Source organism: Cyclobacterium sp. L-R (genome assembly GCF_056859355.1).
Window position 1 is genome coordinate 1 of the sequence record NZ_JBSXOH010000099.1, and the last position, 19,526, is coordinate 19,526.

General features: G+C 38.0%; 12 protein-coding genes. 8 read left to right on the forward strand and 4 right to left on the reverse strand.

Annotated elements, in window-relative coordinates; translation table 11 throughout:
• Positions 1 to 140 precede the first annotated feature (140 nt).
• The 3 genes from AC13EX_RS23790 to AC13EX_RS23800 all read left to right on the forward strand — a co-directional run bounded on the left by AC13EX_RS23790 (position 141) and on the right by AC13EX_RS23800 (position 7,018).
• The gene (locus AC13EX_RS23790) at positions 141 to 1,295 is read left to right on the forward strand and encodes a M56 family metallopeptidase (RefSeq protein WP_482894574.1); all 1,155 of its coding nucleotides are present in this window, start codon (positions 141 to 143) and stop codon (positions 1,293 to 1,295) included.
• 433 nt (positions 1,296 to 1,728) lie between these two features.
• The gene (locus AC13EX_RS23795; protein WP_482894575.1) at positions 1,729 to 6,105 is read left to right on the forward strand and encodes a PAS domain S-box protein; all 4,377 of its coding nucleotides are present in this window, start codon (positions 1,729 to 1,731) and stop codon (positions 6,103 to 6,105) included.
• Positions 6,106 to 6,364: 259 nt separating this feature from the next.
• On the forward strand, positions 6,365 to 7,018 hold the full coding sequence (locus AC13EX_RS23800) for a helix-turn-helix domain-containing protein (protein ID WP_482894576.1): 654 nt from the start codon (positions 6,365 to 6,367) through the stop codon (positions 7,016 to 7,018).
• Between the two features lie 191 nt (positions 7,019 to 7,209).
• Here the strand turns inward: AC13EX_RS23800 and AC13EX_RS23805 are convergent, their stop codons facing one another.
• Together AC13EX_RS23805 and AC13EX_RS23810 are read right to left on the reverse strand one after the other, a co-directional pair.
• The gene (locus AC13EX_RS23805; protein WP_482894577.1) at positions 7,210 to 8,196 is read right to left on the reverse strand and encodes a metallophosphoesterase family protein; all 987 of its coding nucleotides are present in this window, start codon (positions 8,194 to 8,196) and stop codon (positions 7,210 to 7,212) included.
• 416 nt (positions 8,197 to 8,612) lie between these two features.
• Positions 8,613 to 9,794, reverse strand: coding sequence for a winged helix-turn-helix domain-containing protein (locus tag AC13EX_RS23810; protein WP_482894578.1), 1,182 nt, complete (start codon positions 9,792 to 9,794; stop codon positions 8,613 to 8,615).
• A 559-nt stretch (positions 9,795 to 10,353) separates the two neighbouring features.
• Between AC13EX_RS23810 and AC13EX_RS23815 the strand changes: the two genes are divergently transcribed.
• Positions 10,354 to 11,640: a sialidase family protein gene (locus tag AC13EX_RS23815; protein WP_339712223.1), complete on the forward strand. Its 1,287-nt coding sequence runs from the start codon at positions 10,354 to 10,356 to the stop codon at positions 11,638 to 11,640.
• Positions 11,641 to 11,840: 200 nt separating this feature from the next.
• On the opposite strand, the gene AC13EX_RS23820 is transcribed toward AC13EX_RS23815, so the two are convergent.
• Positions 11,841 to 13,355 (reverse strand): sulfatase, encoded by a 1,515-nt coding sequence (locus AC13EX_RS23820; protein WP_482894579.1) that lies wholly within the window; start codon positions 13,353 to 13,355, stop codon positions 11,841 to 11,843.
• Positions 13,356 to 13,749: 394 nt separating this feature from the next.
• Between AC13EX_RS23820 and AC13EX_RS23825 the strand changes: the two genes are divergently transcribed.
• The 4 genes from AC13EX_RS23825 to AC13EX_RS23840 all read left to right on the forward strand — a co-directional run bounded on the left by AC13EX_RS23825 (position 13,750) and on the right by AC13EX_RS23840 (position 16,746).
• Positions 13,750 to 14,862: a DUF6920 family protein gene (locus tag AC13EX_RS23825; RefSeq protein WP_482894580.1), complete on the forward strand. Its 1,113-nt coding sequence runs from the start codon at positions 13,750 to 13,752 to the stop codon at positions 14,860 to 14,862.
• 232 nt (positions 14,863 to 15,094) lie between these two features.
• Positions 15,095 to 15,586 carry an RNA polymerase sigma factor gene (locus tag AC13EX_RS23830; protein WP_048640661.1) on the forward strand — a complete coding sequence of 164 codons (492 nt, stop codon included), beginning with the start codon at positions 15,095 to 15,097 and terminating at the stop codon, positions 15,584 to 15,586.
• Positions 15,570 to 16,229, forward strand: a complete 660-nt coding sequence (locus tag AC13EX_RS23835) for a hypothetical protein (RefSeq protein ID WP_482894581.1) — start codon at positions 15,570 to 15,572, stop codon at positions 16,227 to 16,229. Before AC13EX_RS23830 ends, AC13EX_RS23835 begins: the two co-directional genes overlap by 17 nt.
• Positions 16,230 to 16,281: 52 nt before the next feature.
• Complete coding sequence (locus tag AC13EX_RS23840; protein ID WP_482894582.1) at positions 16,282 to 16,746, forward strand: hypothetical protein; 465 nt, start codon at positions 16,282 to 16,284, stop codon at positions 16,744 to 16,746.
• A gap of 287 nt (positions 16,747 to 17,033) precedes the next feature.
• On the opposite strand, the gene AC13EX_RS23845 is transcribed toward AC13EX_RS23840, so the two are convergent.
• The gene (locus AC13EX_RS23845; RefSeq protein WP_482894583.1) at positions 17,034 to 19,193 is read right to left on the reverse strand and encodes an exo-alpha-sialidase; all 2,160 of its coding nucleotides are present in this window, start codon (positions 19,191 to 19,193) and stop codon (positions 17,034 to 17,036) included.
• Positions 19,194 to 19,526: the final 333 nt, after the last annotated feature.

A 19,526-nucleotide genomic window follows, 5' to 3' on the forward strand; every position in this document is an offset into this window, starting at 1 on the left:
TCGTGTTTTGGTTGGTATTTTGTACCTTCATAGCTATATGTTTAAGACAACATAATTTAACTAAAGTAGGCCGGTTTTCATAAGGAAAATCGGCTTATTTTGTCTCAAGAGGCCATTTTTTCCTTAACTTAATAGCATTGGTGTCTAATGAGAACAATTACCTACTGCTTATTCTCTTGACCATTTATGTGACCATTACAACCTTATTGTTTTTTAGGTTTTCTATAAACCTTAAAACGATAATAAATAAAGCATGGGCAAATGATATCCTTTCATTTAGAAACTGCAAGCTTATCCTTTTAGACCAAAGCGAAAGACCACATAGTTTTTTAGGCTATATATTCCTCAATGCGGATGATTACTTGAGTGGAAATATTGAACAAGAAATTCTCTTTCATGAACTGGCACATGTAGAACAAAAACATTCTCGGGATATCTTATTCATAGAAATCGTCCAAATTCTATTTTGGTTTAACCCATTTATTTTTCTTTACCGGAAAACCATAATGCTGAACCATGAGTTCTTAGCTGATGAGGCAGTAATCAAGGAATATACAGATGTAAAAGCCTATCAAATTTTGCTGCTTTATAAAGTAAGCAAGCAAAACAGCTCATTTATAACAAGTCAGTTTAACCATTCTATAACCAAAAAACGATTACTTATGATGACCAAAACCAAATCATTCCGAAACACTTTCTGCAAGCAATTGGCCGTTGTTCCCCTTTTGGGTATGGCTGTGTTTTTTTTCAGCACTATAACAATTGCACAAGATAAAACCGAGGCTGTTCAGCCCAAACAAATTGTCGTTCCTGCTACGACCGACGGGGCGACCCCTGCCCAACTTGCTGAGTACAGTGAAATTGTGAACAAAGCGAAAAATGACAAAGGACGTCCTGTGGAATACAAAATCTCTAAGGATGACGAAGAAAGATTATTATCCTTGTATTTATTAATGAGTAAAGAGCAGCAAGGGCAACAAATGATAATGTTTAGGACCTTGCCTCCACCGATGCAAAAAACGACACCTACTGAACAGCAAATTGAGTCCTGGAAGGATGCTAAAATGTATGGCGTTTGGATAGACGGGAAGCGAATTAGTAATGAAGAGTTGAATAATTATAGCCCTACTGATTTTGGGCAACTACATGTAAGCAAACTTGAAAAAAATGCTAAAAATTATGGCAAACATTTTTACCAGGTAAATCTGATGACGAATGAGCATTATGAAGCTTATTATAAAAGGGTAATAGTAAGCGAAAATAAATACTATATGAATTTTCGTGTAAATAATTAGGTGTTACAAGAAAAATTACTTTTAATCTAAAAAACAAATGCCTTGAAAAGGTCCTAGAATTTCATAGTCAAGAATTATATCGGTTTTTAGTAGAAATGAAGTCAGGTATTATGATAAACACAAAAAGGGGATAGTCATCTCCTTTTTGTGTTTATTTATAGGCTGTTTGAAAAATTGTAGGATTGGGGTTGTAGTTTACTTTTTATTGTTAATTTTAATGATGTTAATTTGAGTAAACTTTGTGAAGCGGAGCTTCTATTTAGAGTTGAAAGGACATAATGATTAAGCTTGGGAGCATTGAGATTGTTTTAACATTCAAGTATTAGGGAATAGAGTAGGAGTAGCATGTCAAAGGTTTAATGATTTTCCTAGCTATCACAACTACACCTCAGCGTTCAAGAGAAAGTTTTATAATTAAACCATGATGGATTAAATGGGTACAGAAAGGCGAGACAATATTTTTTTACGAGGTGGAGGCGAAATGGGGAAGCTCATCAGAGCAAAAGATTGGAAAAACACAGCTCTAGGTGACCCAAGTACTTGGCCTCAACCATTAAAAACGATGGTAGGTGTCTTGCTTGAAAATCCCTTTGGTATGTACATTTCTTGGGGAAAAGAATATATTCAAATCTACAACGATGGCTATCGTCCGATATTAGGTGCTACCAAACATCCTCAGGCATTGGGTAATAGTACAAAGGAAACCTTTTCTGAAATTTGGCACATCATCGGGCCTCTGTTTGATGAGGTGATGGAGGGAGACGCGGTTCGGTTTTCGGATTTAATGTTGCCTTTGGACAGAAATGGATATCTAGAAAATTGTTATTTCGATTTTTCATATAGTCCAATAAGATTAGCGACTGGGGAAGTAGGAGGAGTCCTGGTTACAGTAGTAGAAACCACTTCAAAAAAAATAGCTGAAAACGACCTTATAGAAAATAAAAATGATTTGGAATTCGTAATCGAGGCGGCTCAGTTAGGAACCTATGACTATAATCCATTGACTAATACCTTTTCTGGTAATGCCAGATTGAAAGAGTGGTTTGGTTATCCTCCCGAAGAAAAGATTACATTTAATCAAGCCATGGCTGCTATTGCGGAAACGGATAGAGAACGTGTATCCCAAGCCATTAATAAAGTCTTGAAATATTCTTCTGGTGGCATTTACGATATCGAATATACAATTGTAAATGCAGTGACCAAAGAAGAAACCATCGTCCATGCCAAAGGTAAAGCCAGGTTTAATGAAGAGAAATTTGCTTACAGATTAAACGGTACTTTGGAAGACGTTACCGAACGGGTATTGGCTAGAAAAAAAATAGAAGAAAACGAAAGAAATCTTCGGCTTATGATTCTTCAGGCTCCCGTTGCCATATCAATATTTAGGGGTGCCAATTACACAGTAGAAATTGCCAATAAATATGCCTTGGAACTTTGGGGTAGAAAAGAGGAAGAAGTGCTTAACATTCCGCTATTTGAGGCTATGCCGGAAATTGCTTCTCAGGGTATAAAAGAATTACTGGATGGTGTCTTCAGTACGGGCAATCGTTTTGCCACGCCGGAAAGGCCTGTTCAACTTTTAAGAAATGGTGTATTAGAAACTGTGTACATCCATTTTTCATACGAGGCATTGTATGATACAAATGAGGAAATCAATGGCATCATGGCAATAGGTTATGATGTGACCCCTCAGGTAGAAGCAAGAAAAACCGTAGAAGAAAGCGAAAAGCGTTATCATAACCTTATAAACTCTTCCCCATCTTCTATCGCTATTTTATCTGGAAAAGATTTAGTGATAACCATAGCCAATGATATCATCATCGAATACTGGGGAAAAGGAAAAGATGTTTTAGGGAAACCTTATTTTGAACTTTTGCCAGAAATGGTGGAGCAAGGGTACGTTGAGGTCTTTGAAAAAGTATTTGAAACAGGAATTCCTTTTACAGCCATTGAAACGCCAGTACGAATCCTGCAACATGGTAAAATGACCATGAAATACTACAATTTCAATGTGTATCCCCAGCGGGATTTGGAAGGGAATATAAATGGACTTGGTATCATCGCTACAGAGGTTACTTCTCAAGCCATACTGAACAACAAAATAAAAGAAAGCGAACAAAACATTCGTGCTTTAGTAGAAAGTGCACCTTTTCCCATAGGTGTTTTTGTAGGAGAAGAAATGCGTATTTCTCTAGCTAATCAATCCATAATGGACGCCTGGGGAAAAGGGAATGATGTTGTAGGGAAACGGTATTCGGATATATTACCAGAATTTGGAAACCAGCATATTTTTGAACAGATACGTAAGGTCTTGCGTACTGGGGTTCCATTTCATGCTAAAAATCAAAAAGTAGACATAGTAAAAAATGGGGAATTAAAACCTTATTATTACAACTATAGCTTCACCCCGCTTTTGGATGCTTCTGGAAAAGTGGACGCAGTAATGAATACAGCAGCTGAGGTAACAGAGTTGCATGAAGCAAAGCAGAAGGTAGAAGAAGCCCTGTCAGAAATTAAGCTGTTTAAGTTTATGGCAGATACGGCGGCTGATCCCTTTATTCTTATGGAGGAAGATGGAAGTTTTACCTATCTCAATAATTCGGCTCTTGAAAAATGGGGCTACACTGAGCAGGAGATGAGCTTGTTGAAAGTGCCAGATGTAGATACTGTTTTCGATGATAAAAAATACAGAGAAGCTTTTCAGCGTGCGCAAAGGGAAAAAATTCCTCCTTTTGAAACAATGCATAAAAATAAACAAGGGCACATTTATCCTGTAGAGATTAATATGGGAGGGGTTCAGGTGGACCAAAAAAACTTGTTATTTGCCGTAGCACGTGACATTTCTGAAAGGAAAAAAGCTGAGCAGGATGTTATAGAAGCCTTTCAAAAAGTAGAGGAAAGTGAAAAAAGATTCCGGGATTCAGTGAAACAGGCACCGCTGGGTATAGTTATCTTCCGAGGTTCAGAAAACGTTATTGAGGTAGCCAATGAAAGCTATTTACAGATAATAGACAAGACTGAAGATCAATTTGTAGGGAAGCCTCTTTTTGAAACCTTGCCAGAAGTTAGAACAAAAATAGCCCCAATTATTGAGGGTATTTATAAAACAGGTAATGCTTTTTATGGTTATGAGTTTCCTGTGGATTTAAACCGTCATGGCAAAACGGAGAAGAGCTTCTTTAATTTTGTTTACCATCCTTTAAAAGAAAATAACACAATAACGGGTATTATGGTGGTAGCCACCGAGGTAACGGCTACTGTCAAGGCAAAACATATAATTGAGGAGAATGAGGATAAGCTCAAACTTATCATCGAGGCAAGTGAGCTCGGGATTTGGGATTTAGATCTTAAGACACAAGAAATGGTTGCCTCTGAGCGTTGCTATAATATTTTAGGTTTTGCGAATAAGAAGAGTCTAACCCAAGAGGAGCTTATTGCCCATGTGCATCCTGATGATGTAAAACTTAGAGCGGAGGCATTTGAAAAGGCTTATGTAGAGGGCTCGTTGCATTATCAGATAAGGATTGTATGGGAGGACCAATCTCTGCATTGGAAGGATGTAAAAGGCAAGGTTTATTACGATGAAAACAATAAGCCTGAACGCATGCTTGGAACCGTGAGGGATATTACGGAAGAGAGGACTTTTCACCAGCAATTATTAGAAAGGGAAGAGAAGTTTCGCTTATTGGCAGACTCGATGCCGCAATTTGTTTGGACCTCAGATCCTGAGGGAAACCTGAATTATTTCAATCAGTCCGTTTTTGATTTTTCGGGCTTAACCTTAGAACAAATTAAAAGAGACGGTTGGCAACAGATAGTTCATCCGGATGATAAGGAGGAGAATATTAAGCAATGGATGGAAGCCGTTCGTTCGGGGAAAGACTTTTTGTTGGAGCATCGATTTCGCAAACACAATGGAGAATATCGCTGGCAGCTGAGCAGAGCAATTCCACAAAAAGATGCAGATGGGACCATAAAAATGTGGGTAGGTACCAGTACAGATGTTCAAGAGCAAAAAATGTTTACTACCGAACTGGAAAAATTGGTTCAGTTGGGAACAAATGAGCTACAACAAAAGAACATGGCCCTAGAGAAAATCAATAAAGAGTTGCAATCGTTTGTATACATCTCCAGCCATGATTTGCAAGAACCCTTACGAAAGATTCAGATTTTTGCTTCCCGTATTATTGAAACAGAATACGATGTTTTATCCGAAAATGGTAAAAAGTATTTCACCAGGATGCATAAGTCGGCTAACCGAATGCAAAATTTAATTCAAGATCTTATTGCTTATTCCAGAACCAACGATCAAGAAATAAATTATGAGATTGTGGACCTTCTTGAGATTATTGAAGACACTAAGGAAACGTTAACCGAAGAATTGGAACAAAGCGATGTTACCTTTGAGTTAAATAATCTTGGCAAGGTCAAAGTGGTACTCGTTCAGTTCAGACAGGTAGTCCTTAACTTAATTAGTAATTCCATCAAATTTGCCAAAAAGGATCAGCCTGTCCATATAAAAATTAGTTGCGAATCAATAAAAGGAAAGGAAACAGGAATTGAAGCCTTAAATGTTGATCAAAATTATAACCATATACAGTATTGCGATAATGGTATTGGTTTTGACCAGCAATACAGTAAGAAAATATTTGAAGTTTTTCAACGGCTACACAATAAGGAAGCCTATACCGGAACGGGTATTGGGTTGGCTATTGTAAAGAGAATAATAGAAAATCATGAAGGGGTAATATTGGCAACTGGCAAATTAAATAAAGGAGCTACTTTTGATATTTATATTCCTGAACCATAATTCTATTTTTCCCTTTTTCGCTATAAGAAAAGGGTTTCTTTAATTGATCAGGCCATAGCCCTAAAACCAGCCAAAAAACCTATGAAATGGTGTTAGGAAGTGTTTTTATTGCATTGAGCAATCTATTAAACTTATCTAAGGCCAATTAAAATTGAAAAGATAAACCAGAATTTTTAGAAATGTCGTAAGAATGCCGTAAGGTAACCGCTATCAAAATATATTTTCTTCAATAACTTTAAAGAAAATTAACGATACAAAAATGGGTGTGATTGGTGAAATAATTTGTGAAACAAGGAAAGCTAAAGGATTAACTCAAGAGGAATTAGCTGAAATGTCTAAAGTGAATTTAAGAACAATTCAGCGAATTGAAAACAAAGAAAGTGACCCTCGGGGTAAAACTTTAAGTTTAATTTGTGAAGCCCTTGAGTTAAACATAGAAGAGGTACTGAATAGTGAGAAACATCACAATGAAAATAGGATAAAATCAGATTTGGTTTACGGGTACAAATTAGCTCCGAAAGGAATCAGACTTCTAGCCAATTTGACAGAATTTTTCATTTTTTTCGTAATTTTAATAGGGCCTAATGTGCTATATAAAATGCTTACCAAAAATATGGACCCAAATGTAGGTGCATTTGTAAAAGTTGAACACCTGGCCTTTTTTTCACTTTTGATTGGAGGCGTATTGTATCCGGTTTTTTCAGGGAATTTAGGTCATAAGATATTCAATTTAAAAGTCATATGCGCTGAATCTGGAGCGGATTATAAGAAAGCTTCTGAGGGAGCCATTCGTGAGTTTTTAAAATACGCTTCAAGCATTCTTTTAATTCCAATAATATGGTTGCTTTGGGACAATAAAAACCAAAACCTATATGATAAGTTGACCAAGACATTTGTTGTTGAAAGAGATTAAAAAATAATTATTTAATCAATTTTGATCTAAAATTGGGGGCATAAATGCCTAATATTAATTGCTAAGAACTAATATTAGGCCTAGGGGCATTTTATAATACCTGGTCTTATTTAGCCAATTTCGTGATTGTTTCCGTGTCTTAGTATTTATTTAATAGGTTACCGAAAAGGTTTGGCCTATTGCTAATTGGATTAATTCACAAATGAATCCGGCCAGGTACAGGGATATACTTTTCTTCCGTTTACTTCACGGATCCAGGAATCAAATTTTCTTTCTCCTTCCGTTAAAACGATGATTCTTGCGCCTTCAACGGGCGCTTTTCTATAGGTTTTTGTTTTGGTAACCCTTCCATAGGCCAAGGCCACATTGTGATGTACGCCTATATAATCGTTGTTGTGATCGTGACCGACAAAGGTTCCCATGATGTCTTTAGATTCTAACATGGCGGCAAACATGCCGGTATTGATTTCCGGTCCGCATTCATCTTCTTTTCTTTTACCTATGGCTTTCACTTCTTTATTGCTCCATGCCTGGTAATATTCCGGCAATGGAATATGGAAAAAAGCAATGGCAGGTAAAGGTTCGTCATTGTTTGCCTTGGTGTATTGCTGACTCTTTTCTTTGTACCAATTGACTTGAGAATGATCGAACCAGCCCCATCCGTCTACTTCAGGTTTTAAAGTGCTATAAGCATTGGAGTCCATGATGTAAATAAGTGCTTCGGCTTTATTTTCTTTACTCTTGACGGGAAACACAAAATTGGAGTTTCCATAAGTTTCTCCCTTATCGTTATTCAAACAGTAACTTAACCCCTGTAGGAAGTCGGAGACCTCTTTTCTGGAGAGATCGGCTTGAGAATCATGATTTCCAAGGGTTACTATCCATGGCATTTTGGCCTCCTCAAATACTTTTTCAAAGGCTTGATAGGTCTTTTGGGGGTTGCCGTCGGTAGCTACATCTCCTGTCAAAACGACCAAATCAGGCTTTTCTATATCAAGTATTTTTTTAATTGTCGTAAATACCTCCATATTCTTACCTGCTTCTACGTTGACATGGGTGTCTGTAAACTGGACAACCTTAAATTCCTTGTCATTGTTAAACTGCAAATTGGGCAGTTGTTGAGATTGTGCCATTGTTGCTGAGAGGAGGGTAACCAAAAAGATAAAAAGCGATTTCATAAGCAATTGTAAGGAGGATTAATAGGTGTTAAAATTAGTAAATAATGATTCTTTAAAAGGGGGTGTTTAAATGATTTAACCCGGATTAAGTAATAGAATGTCTATTGCATATTTCGGGTTTAATAGACTTTCAATAAGCAATTGTTTTAAATATAGGGAATGTCCCAGCTTTCGGATGTCTAATTTAGCCTAATCACAATGTCTTGTTTTATTACTTTATAGCTAAGGAGATGGCCTATTCAATTTTGCTTTTTATGACAAAAGGTTGAAAATTTATTGGGCTTCGGTAAACATCCGTTCGCCTCAATTGCATAACAGAATCCTCATTGGAAGGCGTGGAGATCTCTTATGCGTTGAGAAAATGCTGAGCCTCAGCAGTAGAGGTCTGCCACATTATTGAAAGCATTAAGAGCAGACTATAAAAGGTTTTGCAAAGTAGCTTTAAAGTCAGGTGGGGTCGTTTTGTGCAATTTAATTTCTGTACAGTTGTTAAATTGCTTGAAAGCTTCAAGTTCTTTACAAAAAGCATGCGTAAAACCATCTTTGTCTTGCAGCCTTTCCTCCAATGCCAAATGATTGATATGTAAAATGGAAGTCTTTCTATCCGCCTTGCAATCCATTCGGGCCACTAAATTTGCATTCCACAATATGGGCAAAGAAAAGTAGCCGTATTTACGTTTTGATTCCGGGATATAACATTCAATCTGATAGTCAAAATCAAATAAGTTTAGCATGCGCTTGCGTTGAATGAGCAAGTTGTCAAAAGGGGAGAGGATTTTTAGTTGGTTTCGGTTCAGGGAATTGTTCAATAAGGATAAGACATCCGGAAGTGCATAGTAAATATTTCCATTAACGTTTGTTTGTACCAACTCCCCACTGGAATGCATTTCCTGCAATGCTGCGGTGACTAGGGCTTTTGTGTTTTTAAGCAAATAAGAGATTTCAGCAGCCTGCCCAATTCCGTTAGCTTTGAGATAGTTTTTAATCAAATACCTAATGTATTCCATTTGTGAAGGTTCCCTACAGTCTATGTCATTCGGTAGTACACGTTCGGTTAGGTCATATACCTTATGAAAGTTTTTTCGAGAAGAAATCATCAATTCACCTTGCATAAACAAATTTTCAAGCGCTTGCTTGGCAGGTTTACTTCCCCATTCTTTTAATTTCCCTTGGTGCATAAAGTCTTTGGCCATTAATGGCCCTTCTTCTTTGATGCGATTCAATACCGATTTCATAAGACCAATATCCTTAGAAAACCAATGTTTTTGCTCACCCCTTAAAATGGCATTTTTTCGATAAAGGCTATATTTATAGTCTTTCATTGGTAGGTAAGCGGCAGCGTGAGACCAATATTCAAAGACTTTTTTCTTCGCTACCAATTCATCAAGGTGCGCGTTTTGGTACCGCGGATTTCTGCTCCATAAGGTGTGATGGTGTGCACGTTGAACAGTAGAGATGGTATCGATTTGAACATAGCCAAGATTTTCTATGCTTGATAGGGTGTGGTCTATAGCGTTTCCTTTTTTATGAGAAGGCGGAAGATTGTGTGATATCAATACCAGTTTTTGGGCTTCTTGAATGGAAAGGGTTTCACTCATTTTAAAATATTTCTATTAAAAGCATTGTCTTCTTACTGGGCCTATAACAGGGTAAAATCTTTCTGTTAAGTGCTACAATCCAGTAAAAACTGGCAGCTTTTGAAGTCGCCTCGGAGCACCTGCTGTGGATTTAGTACTGCCATTGGCTCGTTTTAAGTCGTTTTTACCAAGAATTACAAGGTCTCTCTTGAATTCAGGGTTAACGTTTATCCCAATATGGGCGATCAAATATAAGCTTTACTAAGTATTGAAATCTTACTCGAATTAATAAATATAGTAATTAGCCTTGACAAAAGAATCGGATGAAATTTTGAGTTAAAAGTTTTTTCTATTTTAACGGTTTGTTTCATTTACACCACTTATGTTTGTTTAGCTCCGGATGAAAAAATAAGGATAGTCACATCCGGTGGAAACGAGGTATTAATAAATGTTTTTAGCTTTCCTAATCGGGAATTTTTAATTCGTTATTGGAAAGCCAAAGAACACTTGAGATTTAGGGGGGTATCCTCCAGTGAAAGTAAAAAAGGACAACTAATCCATTAAAAACAATAACCAACCGATGAAGATAAATTTTCAAATGCTAAAGGGCACCGGATCAGCATTATTTGTAATGCTGTTTCTCTTGCATTTTCAAACCTTAATTGCCCAAACAAATGGTGTAAATCCATCAAATTATCAGCAGGTTCAAAATGCGGAGCATGTTGTGGTTTATCAGGAAGAGGGTAAATTCCTCGGTTGGCCTGCAAATAATGGCGCATGGTCTGCAGATGGAGTGAACATGCTCGTAGGGTTTACTCGTGGAGATTATGAACTTATTAAAGACAACCACAACATAGGAGGAAATCAGGAAAGTTGGCTGGCCCGGAGTACTGATATGGGTAAAACCTGGGAAGGTTATGATCCGAAAAATTATGTCGGTGACTTTGGCAAAGAACCTGAACTCTTAACCTTAGACAATCCCATAAATTTTTCTCATCCTCAATTTGCCATGCGTATCGTGGGGACTTCCTATCATGGTGCGGAAGATCAGAGAGGACACTTTTTCTACTCCTATAATGCTGGTAAGTCATGGAGTGGGCCTTATCGACTTGGTGCTGATGATATTCGGGAATGGCCTGAATTGAAAAATACCACTCTTCCTGCCCAGACAGAGTTAACTCCAAGAACAGATTATTTAGTGAAAGGAAAAGATGAATGTCTTGTATTCATGTCTGTACGTGAAAAAGACCAATTCGGAACAGACAGGCTTTTTAGCATGCGTACAATGGATGGCGGAAGAACTTTTTCTTTCCTGAACTGGATAGTGCCTCCTTTTGATGAAAAGAAAGTTGACCTTTCAATAAAGGTAAAACTAGAAGAAGATGATGCCTTAAATCCTCATCCAGACCAATGCCGCGCAGTTATGTCCCAGACAGTCATACTAGAAAACGGGAAGTTGATCAGTGCCATGCGCAGAAGGTATGAAGGACATAATTGGGTTGATGCCTATGTCTCCGAGGATGACGGTAAGTCGTGGAACTTTCTATCAGAAGTAGGAGATGCAGGGGCAGGGAATGGCAATCCTCCCGCACTCAATATTACTGATGATGGAAGACTTGTTGCGATTTTCGGGAATAGGAAAGAGCCTGGAACCATGATGGTAGTGTACAGTGACAATGAAGGTGTCTCCTGGAGCAATCCGAAGATTCTGAGAGATGGATATGGCTCAGAGGATATGGAAACCATTGATCTTGGATACCCACTTTTATTAAAGCGTGAAGATGGTAAAATGGTAGCACTCTATTATTGGTCTACCAAAGAAGACCTTCACCATATTGCTGCCACCATTTGGGATGCAGACATGTAGCTAGAAATTCTTTTTTTATGATTTAATCCGAGATGCAATAGAAAATTTATTGCATGCTGAAATTCGCATATTCAGACATGAGTGGGGAGGCTATGGTGGTTCTAAAAAAAGATGGGCCGCCACAGCCTTTTCTTGCTCAACACTTTCCGATAGGGTTTGCATTGAATCAAGGCCTTTTTAGCATAGATGTGGAGGATATGCTAATACTCAATACCCAAATCATTGGCACGCACTTCAGCTAATTTATCCTTTAAGAGGCCCTGCATTTCTGAGACCACCTCTGTGTATTTTGGATACAAAGCCAGGTTGTTGTATTGTCCCTTATCATAATTCATGTCGTACAATTCCATGCCTCCTTCAGCCTGCTCTCCATATTGAATATAAGCCCATTCAGATGAGCGAATTAGATAGCCCATTCTACCATTCCGCTGAGAAACGGAAAAAGCAAAGTCCCTTACTTCTAACTTGGGATTATCGATCAGCGGGGCCAGACTTTTGCCTTGGATAGCTTCTGGAACTTGTAAGCCTGCTAATTCCGAAATGGTTGGATAGAGGTCAATTAGTTCTGCAAAAGAATAACACACTGCTGGGGCTTGTCCAGGTACTTTGATGATCAACGGAACCCTGACGGATTCTTCCATCAATCCGACTTTCATCCAAAACCGATGTTCTCCCAAAAAGTAGCCGTGGTCAGAGGTAAAGATAACAATAGTGTTTTTTTCGAGTCCTTCTTCTTTTAAGGTTTGCAATACTTTGCCGACTTGGTCATCCAAAAAGGAGGTAGAAGCATAATAAGCAGCCACAGCTTTTTTCTCTTGTTCGACTGTCATTTCCCCATTTACACTGTTCACATAATTAATCCCTTGCTCAGGAATGTCATCCCAGTCGCCATCAACCTTGGGAGGCATCACAATTTGCTCATGTGGATAGCTATCAAAGGAAGATTTAGGAGCTACAAAAGGTACATGAGGGCGGAAAAAGCCGGCCGCGATAAAAAACGGCTCGTTTTTATGCGCTCTCAGGAGTTTCGATACCTTATTGGCTGTTTCGGCATCTGTCTGAATCTCATATTCTTCCGTCTTGACAATGTGAATTTGATTGCCACCATTCCAAAGGCTATCCTTAGGTAAGGTAAGCAAACCAAAAGGATTGTTTTGAACCAATTCATGCTCTCCTTTAGCAAAAACCTCAGGGGCTGGGCTGTTAAATCTTTCTGTCCAAGATACAGGATCATCCTTTCCATTTCTTCCTTTCAGGATATCGACAGAGCCCATATGGAATATCTTACCAACGCGAGCAGTATAGTAACCATTGTCTTTGAACAATTGGGCCCATGACTGGCGGTTTGGGCCTACCTTTTCTCGTCCACTAACGTAGCCATAGGTGGTTGTCGCATTTGGGTAATAGCCAAACATCATGGATGCCCTGGATGGACCACAGACAGGATATTGGCAGTAGGCTTTTGTAAACCGCGTCCCTTCAGAAGCCAATTTGTCTATGTTTGGGGTATGGCTAGCGCCATTTTCATAACTAGACAATGCTGTAGCTGTAAGATCATCTGAGATCATAAACAAAACATTCAGTTCTTTTTTGCCTTGCGCCTGAATGAGAAGGGGTAATAAGGTGAAAAGTGTAAGGAAGAGGGATATTCCTATATTTTTACCTCTGCTAAAGCCAAAGATTTTAGAGTAGCCATTGCATATAAAGTGTGCCATCAGTGTTGGTATTTGTTTTTGGAATTGAAGGATGGTTTTAATCTATAATATAACCATTAACAGAGAAAACTAAGGTACATAGCATGGCTTTAATGAACTATGAAAACATTGAAATTTTCTCTTGAGTTGATAATCTTCGTGTGTATTCGTGAATCAATAAGAGGTATTTGTTTGGCTTATGTAGCCTGAAAGTAAATGAAATACTATCAATAATGAAAAGCTGAAAAGGAATGCCCTAACATTTTTAAGGCTAAATTCAATAAAGAATAAGTGCTGAAAGGAGCCTCTCAAGATTTGAAGCGCCTGAGGTGCTAGTCGTTTATTTTTTCACTATTTTAGAGCAGTTAAAGAAATTAAGTTGTCAGGCATTATTCTACATTAAAATAGAAAAATTATGCGAATAGCTTTAATAATAGTAATTGGGATACATGGTGTTATCCATCTGTTTGGATTTTTAAAGGCCTTTGACCTTTCCGAATTTAATGCCATTACCCAACCCATCTCCAAAGCGTTTGGATTATTATGGTTGTTGACCTTTGTATTATTTGCTGTAACTGTATTTTTATTGTCCATTCAGTCCAATTATTGGTGGGCAATTGGAATTGTGGGTGTAATCCTTTCACAGTTATTAATTCTAAACTATTGGAGTGATGCCAAGTTCGGGACAATTATAAATTTGGTCGTACTGGTTTTAATTTTTCTTCTTTATTCATCGGGAAGCTTTAAGAAAATGGTGGGTGATGAAACAGCGAAAATGTTTGAGGATTCAAATACCTTAGAAAACACCATTTTATCGGAGCAAATGATAGTGGACTTGCCTGCAACAATTCAAAAATGGTTACTTAATAGTGGGGCAATTGCAAAACCATTGGTTTACAATGTTTATTTGGAACAAGACTTGCAAATGTTGATGAAACCTGAGCAAAAAGAATGGAACAAGGCAAAAGCCCGACAATATTTCACCATTGCACCTCCAGCTTTTATTTGGTCAGTCAAGCTAAAAATGAATCCATTATTAGCTGTGGTTGGGAGAGATAAATTTGAAAATGGTCAAGGAGAAATGACGATTAAGTTGCTTTCCTTCTTTTCTGTTGTAGATGCAAAAAACAATGATAAGGTAAATCAAGCCACCTTACAGCGGTATTTGGCCGAAATGGTTTGGTTCCCATCTTTTGCCTTGAACCCATATATAAGTTGGGAGGCAATGGATGACTATTCGGCGAAAGCCACAATGGAATATAATGGGACCGAAGGTTCAGGCATATTTCACTTTGAAGAAAATGGGGATTTTAAAAAATTTGTGGCCATGCGGTATAAGGATGCAGATGATGTTTTGCCTACTGAATGGACAGTTACCGCTACCAAAACCGAAGAACGAAATGGGATAAAAATCCCAGTTGAATCGAAGGCGGAGTGGAAATTGGCACAGGGATACTGGACTTGGTTAAAACTTAATATTACAGACATTAGGTACAACATTGGAGAAATGCCGATGGGTCTGAACTAAGTTTATTTCAGATTTCATAATGTATGGCCATACTATTAAGGGCCTGTTCCGATCTTTTTTCGAAAAGTGATTTCATAACCGAAAGATTTTTGAATCTTTCGGTTTTATTCAGGGGCAATGATTTTTCTCTTCATTTGAGGGGTCCAATTTACCTGCACCCAATTTTTTTTCACAAATATTTTCAATTAGGTGTAATAATATTTAATTCTCGCCACTAACCAAGAAAAAAACAGTGAGCAGCGACTTTTATAGATCTTCAATTTTACCCTATGCAGCAATCATCATTAAGATATGCCGCGCATATACCAATACGCAAGAAGATTTTGAAGATTACTATCAAGAAGTATGTTTACAAATTTGGAAAAGCAGAGACAATTTCCGCAGGCAGTCTGAGTGGTCTACCTGGGTTTACAGATTGTCTTTGAATGTTTGCTTGACCTTGTTGAAGAAAAAGAAAAACAGTTCTCAGTATTTCGCTTCTGATGCCTTGCCTGAAGAGGTGGTTGAAGATAGCCATGCATTTTCAGATGAGGCACTAAATCATTTGTATGATGCCATTAGGCAACTGTCGGAAGTTGACAGGGGAGTGATTTTACTTTATCTGGAAGAAAAGTCTTATCAGGAAATAGCAGACATTATTGGTACTAACCCAAATAACATCGGGGTGCGCATTAAAAGAATTAAAGAACGGTTAAAAAAACGATTAGATGGAAAAGTCAATTGAAGCAATTTGGAAAGAAGGATTTATGAAAAATGAGGCATTGGTAGGTCCAAAAGTAACCAACCTATACAACCAAAAATCGATTCATTTTATCGATAAATATAAGAGGATGTTTAAAACTAATTTGAATGCCATTGCGATTGGATCCATAATGGTTTTGGGAGCTTCCTTTTTATTAGGGATTCCCATTATGGGAATAGGTCTTTTTCTGGTTTCGAGTTTGGTGTTTATAGTGAATATAAGACTTTCAAAAGGTTTGGAGAGGATTGATGAAAATGTTAATAGCTATGAATACATTAAATCATTCAGAAGCTGGTTGGATGATCAAATATCAGTCAATATGAAATTGGCGAGGTTTTATTACCCCATAATTTTTCTATCTGTTATAATGGGGTTTTGGTTTTCGAGCAAAAATGGACAGCAACTAAACGAAACGGTAATGAGTGAGCTTATGGTGAAATACCCTGACCTTAATGTGGTTTTTGGAATACCTTTGATCGGACTTTTAGCCTTAATATTAATTCTTGCTGTTTTAGCACTTTTGGGAGGTAAGATTTACTATTGGGATTTAAATATTATTTATGGAAGAGTAATTAGAAAGCTTGACGAGTTGATTTCAGACATGGAAGAATTAAGAGCTGAATAAAATAAGGTATCTCAACCCAATATTTTGGATACAAACAAAAAATACAAAGAACATGAGCATTACAGAGGCAATTGAAGTTTTTAATGAATTATTGAAAACAACCCACAACAAAGGGGAAATAAAGATTTACAAGGGCTTTATTCAAATTCTGAATAGTTTAAAAAGCAAGGGTTTAACTGAAAGCCAATCACCAAAAATCCAGAAAGAACTTGATTCACTACAGCTAGAAGCTTCAACGGACAACTTGAAAAAATACTATAAACAAAAACTGTCTGAATTTAAAGCTTTTCTTAAAGAGGAGTTTTATTTCACTACGGAAAAACATTATACAGAAATAGGGATGGTTTACGGTATGATTTTCGGAACGGCATTAGGGATATTTTATGGAACTTCTATTGAATCCCTTTTAGGGTCAAGTATGAGTTTGTCGATGGGGACAAGTTTGGGAATGTTTTTAGGGATACTTTACGGGGCCAGAAAAGATGCTGAAGCCAAGAAGCTAGGAAGGGTTGTTTGATCTTTAAACTTCCCACAGGTATTGATGCAAACAAAGGTGTCAGTTATTCATACCAACCTAAATAAAATAGTTTGTTAAACCCGGATTATAGGATTCGTAATAGCCTGTCCCGTGTTTACGGGAAGTGTTGCAATCGCAAAAAAAATCAGGCTGTTTGGAGATTTTAGCATAGCACCGCTATGGTGAAATTGAAAACAGCAACGAAGTGGCTGATTTTAAAGCGATTTCAGCACTTAATAGAATGTCTATTGCATATTTCGGGTTTAACTACCTTATTCCAGATGGGGCTATAATCGCTCACCTTGTATTAAGTCTTCCACCAGTTTACTAGGAGGCCACCACATTTGCATGGGGTCAGGCCCTAAACCGGTTTCAATTACCTTTACAACCTCCAGTTTGTGGAGGTCTACCACATGCACACCATCAGACTTGGCTTTTAGTTTTTCAAGATTTTCTTCACCATCTTTGCCAATGCTTGTTTTTCCAGCATCTTCACAACCTACAAATGCATATTTGCCATCGGAGGAGATTTCAACTCCTATGGCATAGCTGCCAACTGGTATTCTTTTAATTTCTTTCTTGGATGCTACATCAATAACCGTCAATGTTCCATTCTTTTCCCAGCCTGCTACATAAGCCCGGCTACCATCCTTAGAAAACTTGATACGAACAGGCATTCCCGAGCATTCAAATTCGGTTACAACTGTTTTGGAAAGCCAATTTATGACTGTTATACTTCCGCCTGTTTGGTTTAAAGCCCATAAATATTTACCATCTGGGGTGAAAGCCATTCCTTCCACTCCTTTCCCAGCAGGAATTAAAGTTTCTAATTCTCCAGATTCTCTGTTTATAACAGAGATATTTTCAGAAGAAATATTGGCCGTCAAAAGGTGTTTTCCATCAGGTGAAAGATATACCATATGAGAAATCTCACCTCCGGTAGGAATGGCACGGGATACAGTATTGGTGGCAGTTTCTACTTCTACCACATGCCCAGTTTGGCCAGCTGTAAAGTAGGCATGTGTCCCTTCAGGTGAAAAAGCAGCTCCATGTATACGTGTATACTCTCCGGTGTGGATTGTGTCTACCTGTTGCCTTTTCATCAAATCGACTACAAAAATTTTATCCCCAGGGGCTTCATAGCTACTGAGGTAAGCAAATCGCTGATTCGGTGATATCGTAATTTCATGGGGATTGTTGCCTATGTTGATGGTTTCCAAAACTTCCATTTTGACTGGGTCCAGATACGACAAAGTATTGGAATGTTTATTGGCGACGATCAAAACAGGGTCTGGATTATCGAAATCGTATATTTCTTTTAGAGACATCCGTCTGATGCGAAGGTCATAGCCCGGTTTGTCATCATGCTTCACATAATAAGCGAAGAGAATATGATCATCCACTTCGTGAATCGCAGTATAGGCATATGAAGCATGACTGCTTCCTTCAATGTTCTGAATATTCACCCAGGATTGACCCTCGTCCTTGGAAATAGCCACCGTGAGAGGTGTCCTTTTGGATTTGAAATAACCAGGTCCTGATTTACCATTGTTGTTCCAGGCCAGAATTAGGTCTCCAGTTCCGTTTAATCTTTTCAGAGATGCGGGAGAGATAGGGGATGGTATAATGGTCTTGTTTGCAAGGCTCCAGGTGATGCCTTCATCAAGTGAAAAAGAACTGTATTGCGCGCCTTGATTTGTTCGGATATTCATCATGATACGTCCGTCATTCATTTCTACAACACCGGGTTCTTGGCTGATTGCATTTATGGTAACCGGCAATACCTGTCCCATTTTCCAGGAGTTACCCATATCATCGGAATAAAAACACCTGATTTCCCCTCTGTTGCGCCATTCAGAATTTGGCGTTTTGTGCAGAGAAACGGGAGCCAAGATCCTTCCACTCTTTAGTTGGATAACCCTGTCATTATTCAATACAAAATAACCATTTTGATTCGTGATGATTGGTGTTGGCTCACTCCAGGTCTGTGTTTCATCCTTTGAAATACGCACCATAGGTATGCAATCCTCAAGTGAGTTTTTTCGTGCATAAAACAATGCAATATCGCCATTCTGCAATCTTAAAAAAGAGACAGACATCACATTCTGATCGCCTTCTCTTTCAACGATCAGTTTGTCTTTAACAGACCAGGTCTTGCCACCATCTTCACTGTACCTTCCCATAATCTGAGCAGGGGCATGGTCACTTGTGGAATTCATAAAGCGGGTATAGGCAAATAGGATTCTACCATCTTTAAGTGTGATAAAATCACCTTCACTATTGCGGGGGTTTTCTGAGGAGGAGAGTATGTCAGTAAAGGTACCGGGTGATTTATGGGCCTGAGCCTGTGCCACCTTTGAAATGTTGATAAATAGAAGGGAAAGACCAATTAAAAATATGAGTATTGTCCTTCTCTTTGGTATTTTCTGAATAGTATTTTTCCTCATTTTACAAATGTTGATTTTGGAGAAGTGCATGGCTGTAAACATTAGTGGTAGGCATAGCGAATCTTCCAAATTGTTAATAAAATTTTAAACCCGGATTATGTAATAGGATTCGTTATGAGTGGTGTAATCACAATAAAACCAGGCTATTTGGAGACTGAGTCATAGCACCGCTATGGTGAAGTCGAAAATAGCAACGAAGTGACTGATTTTAAAGTGATTACATCACGTAATAGAAGGGCTATTGCATATTTCGGGTTAAAGCCAAATACAATAGATTTTGGGTACGAATCATCTGAGGAAGTATTCATAGACAGTTCCTGATTATTTACTCTT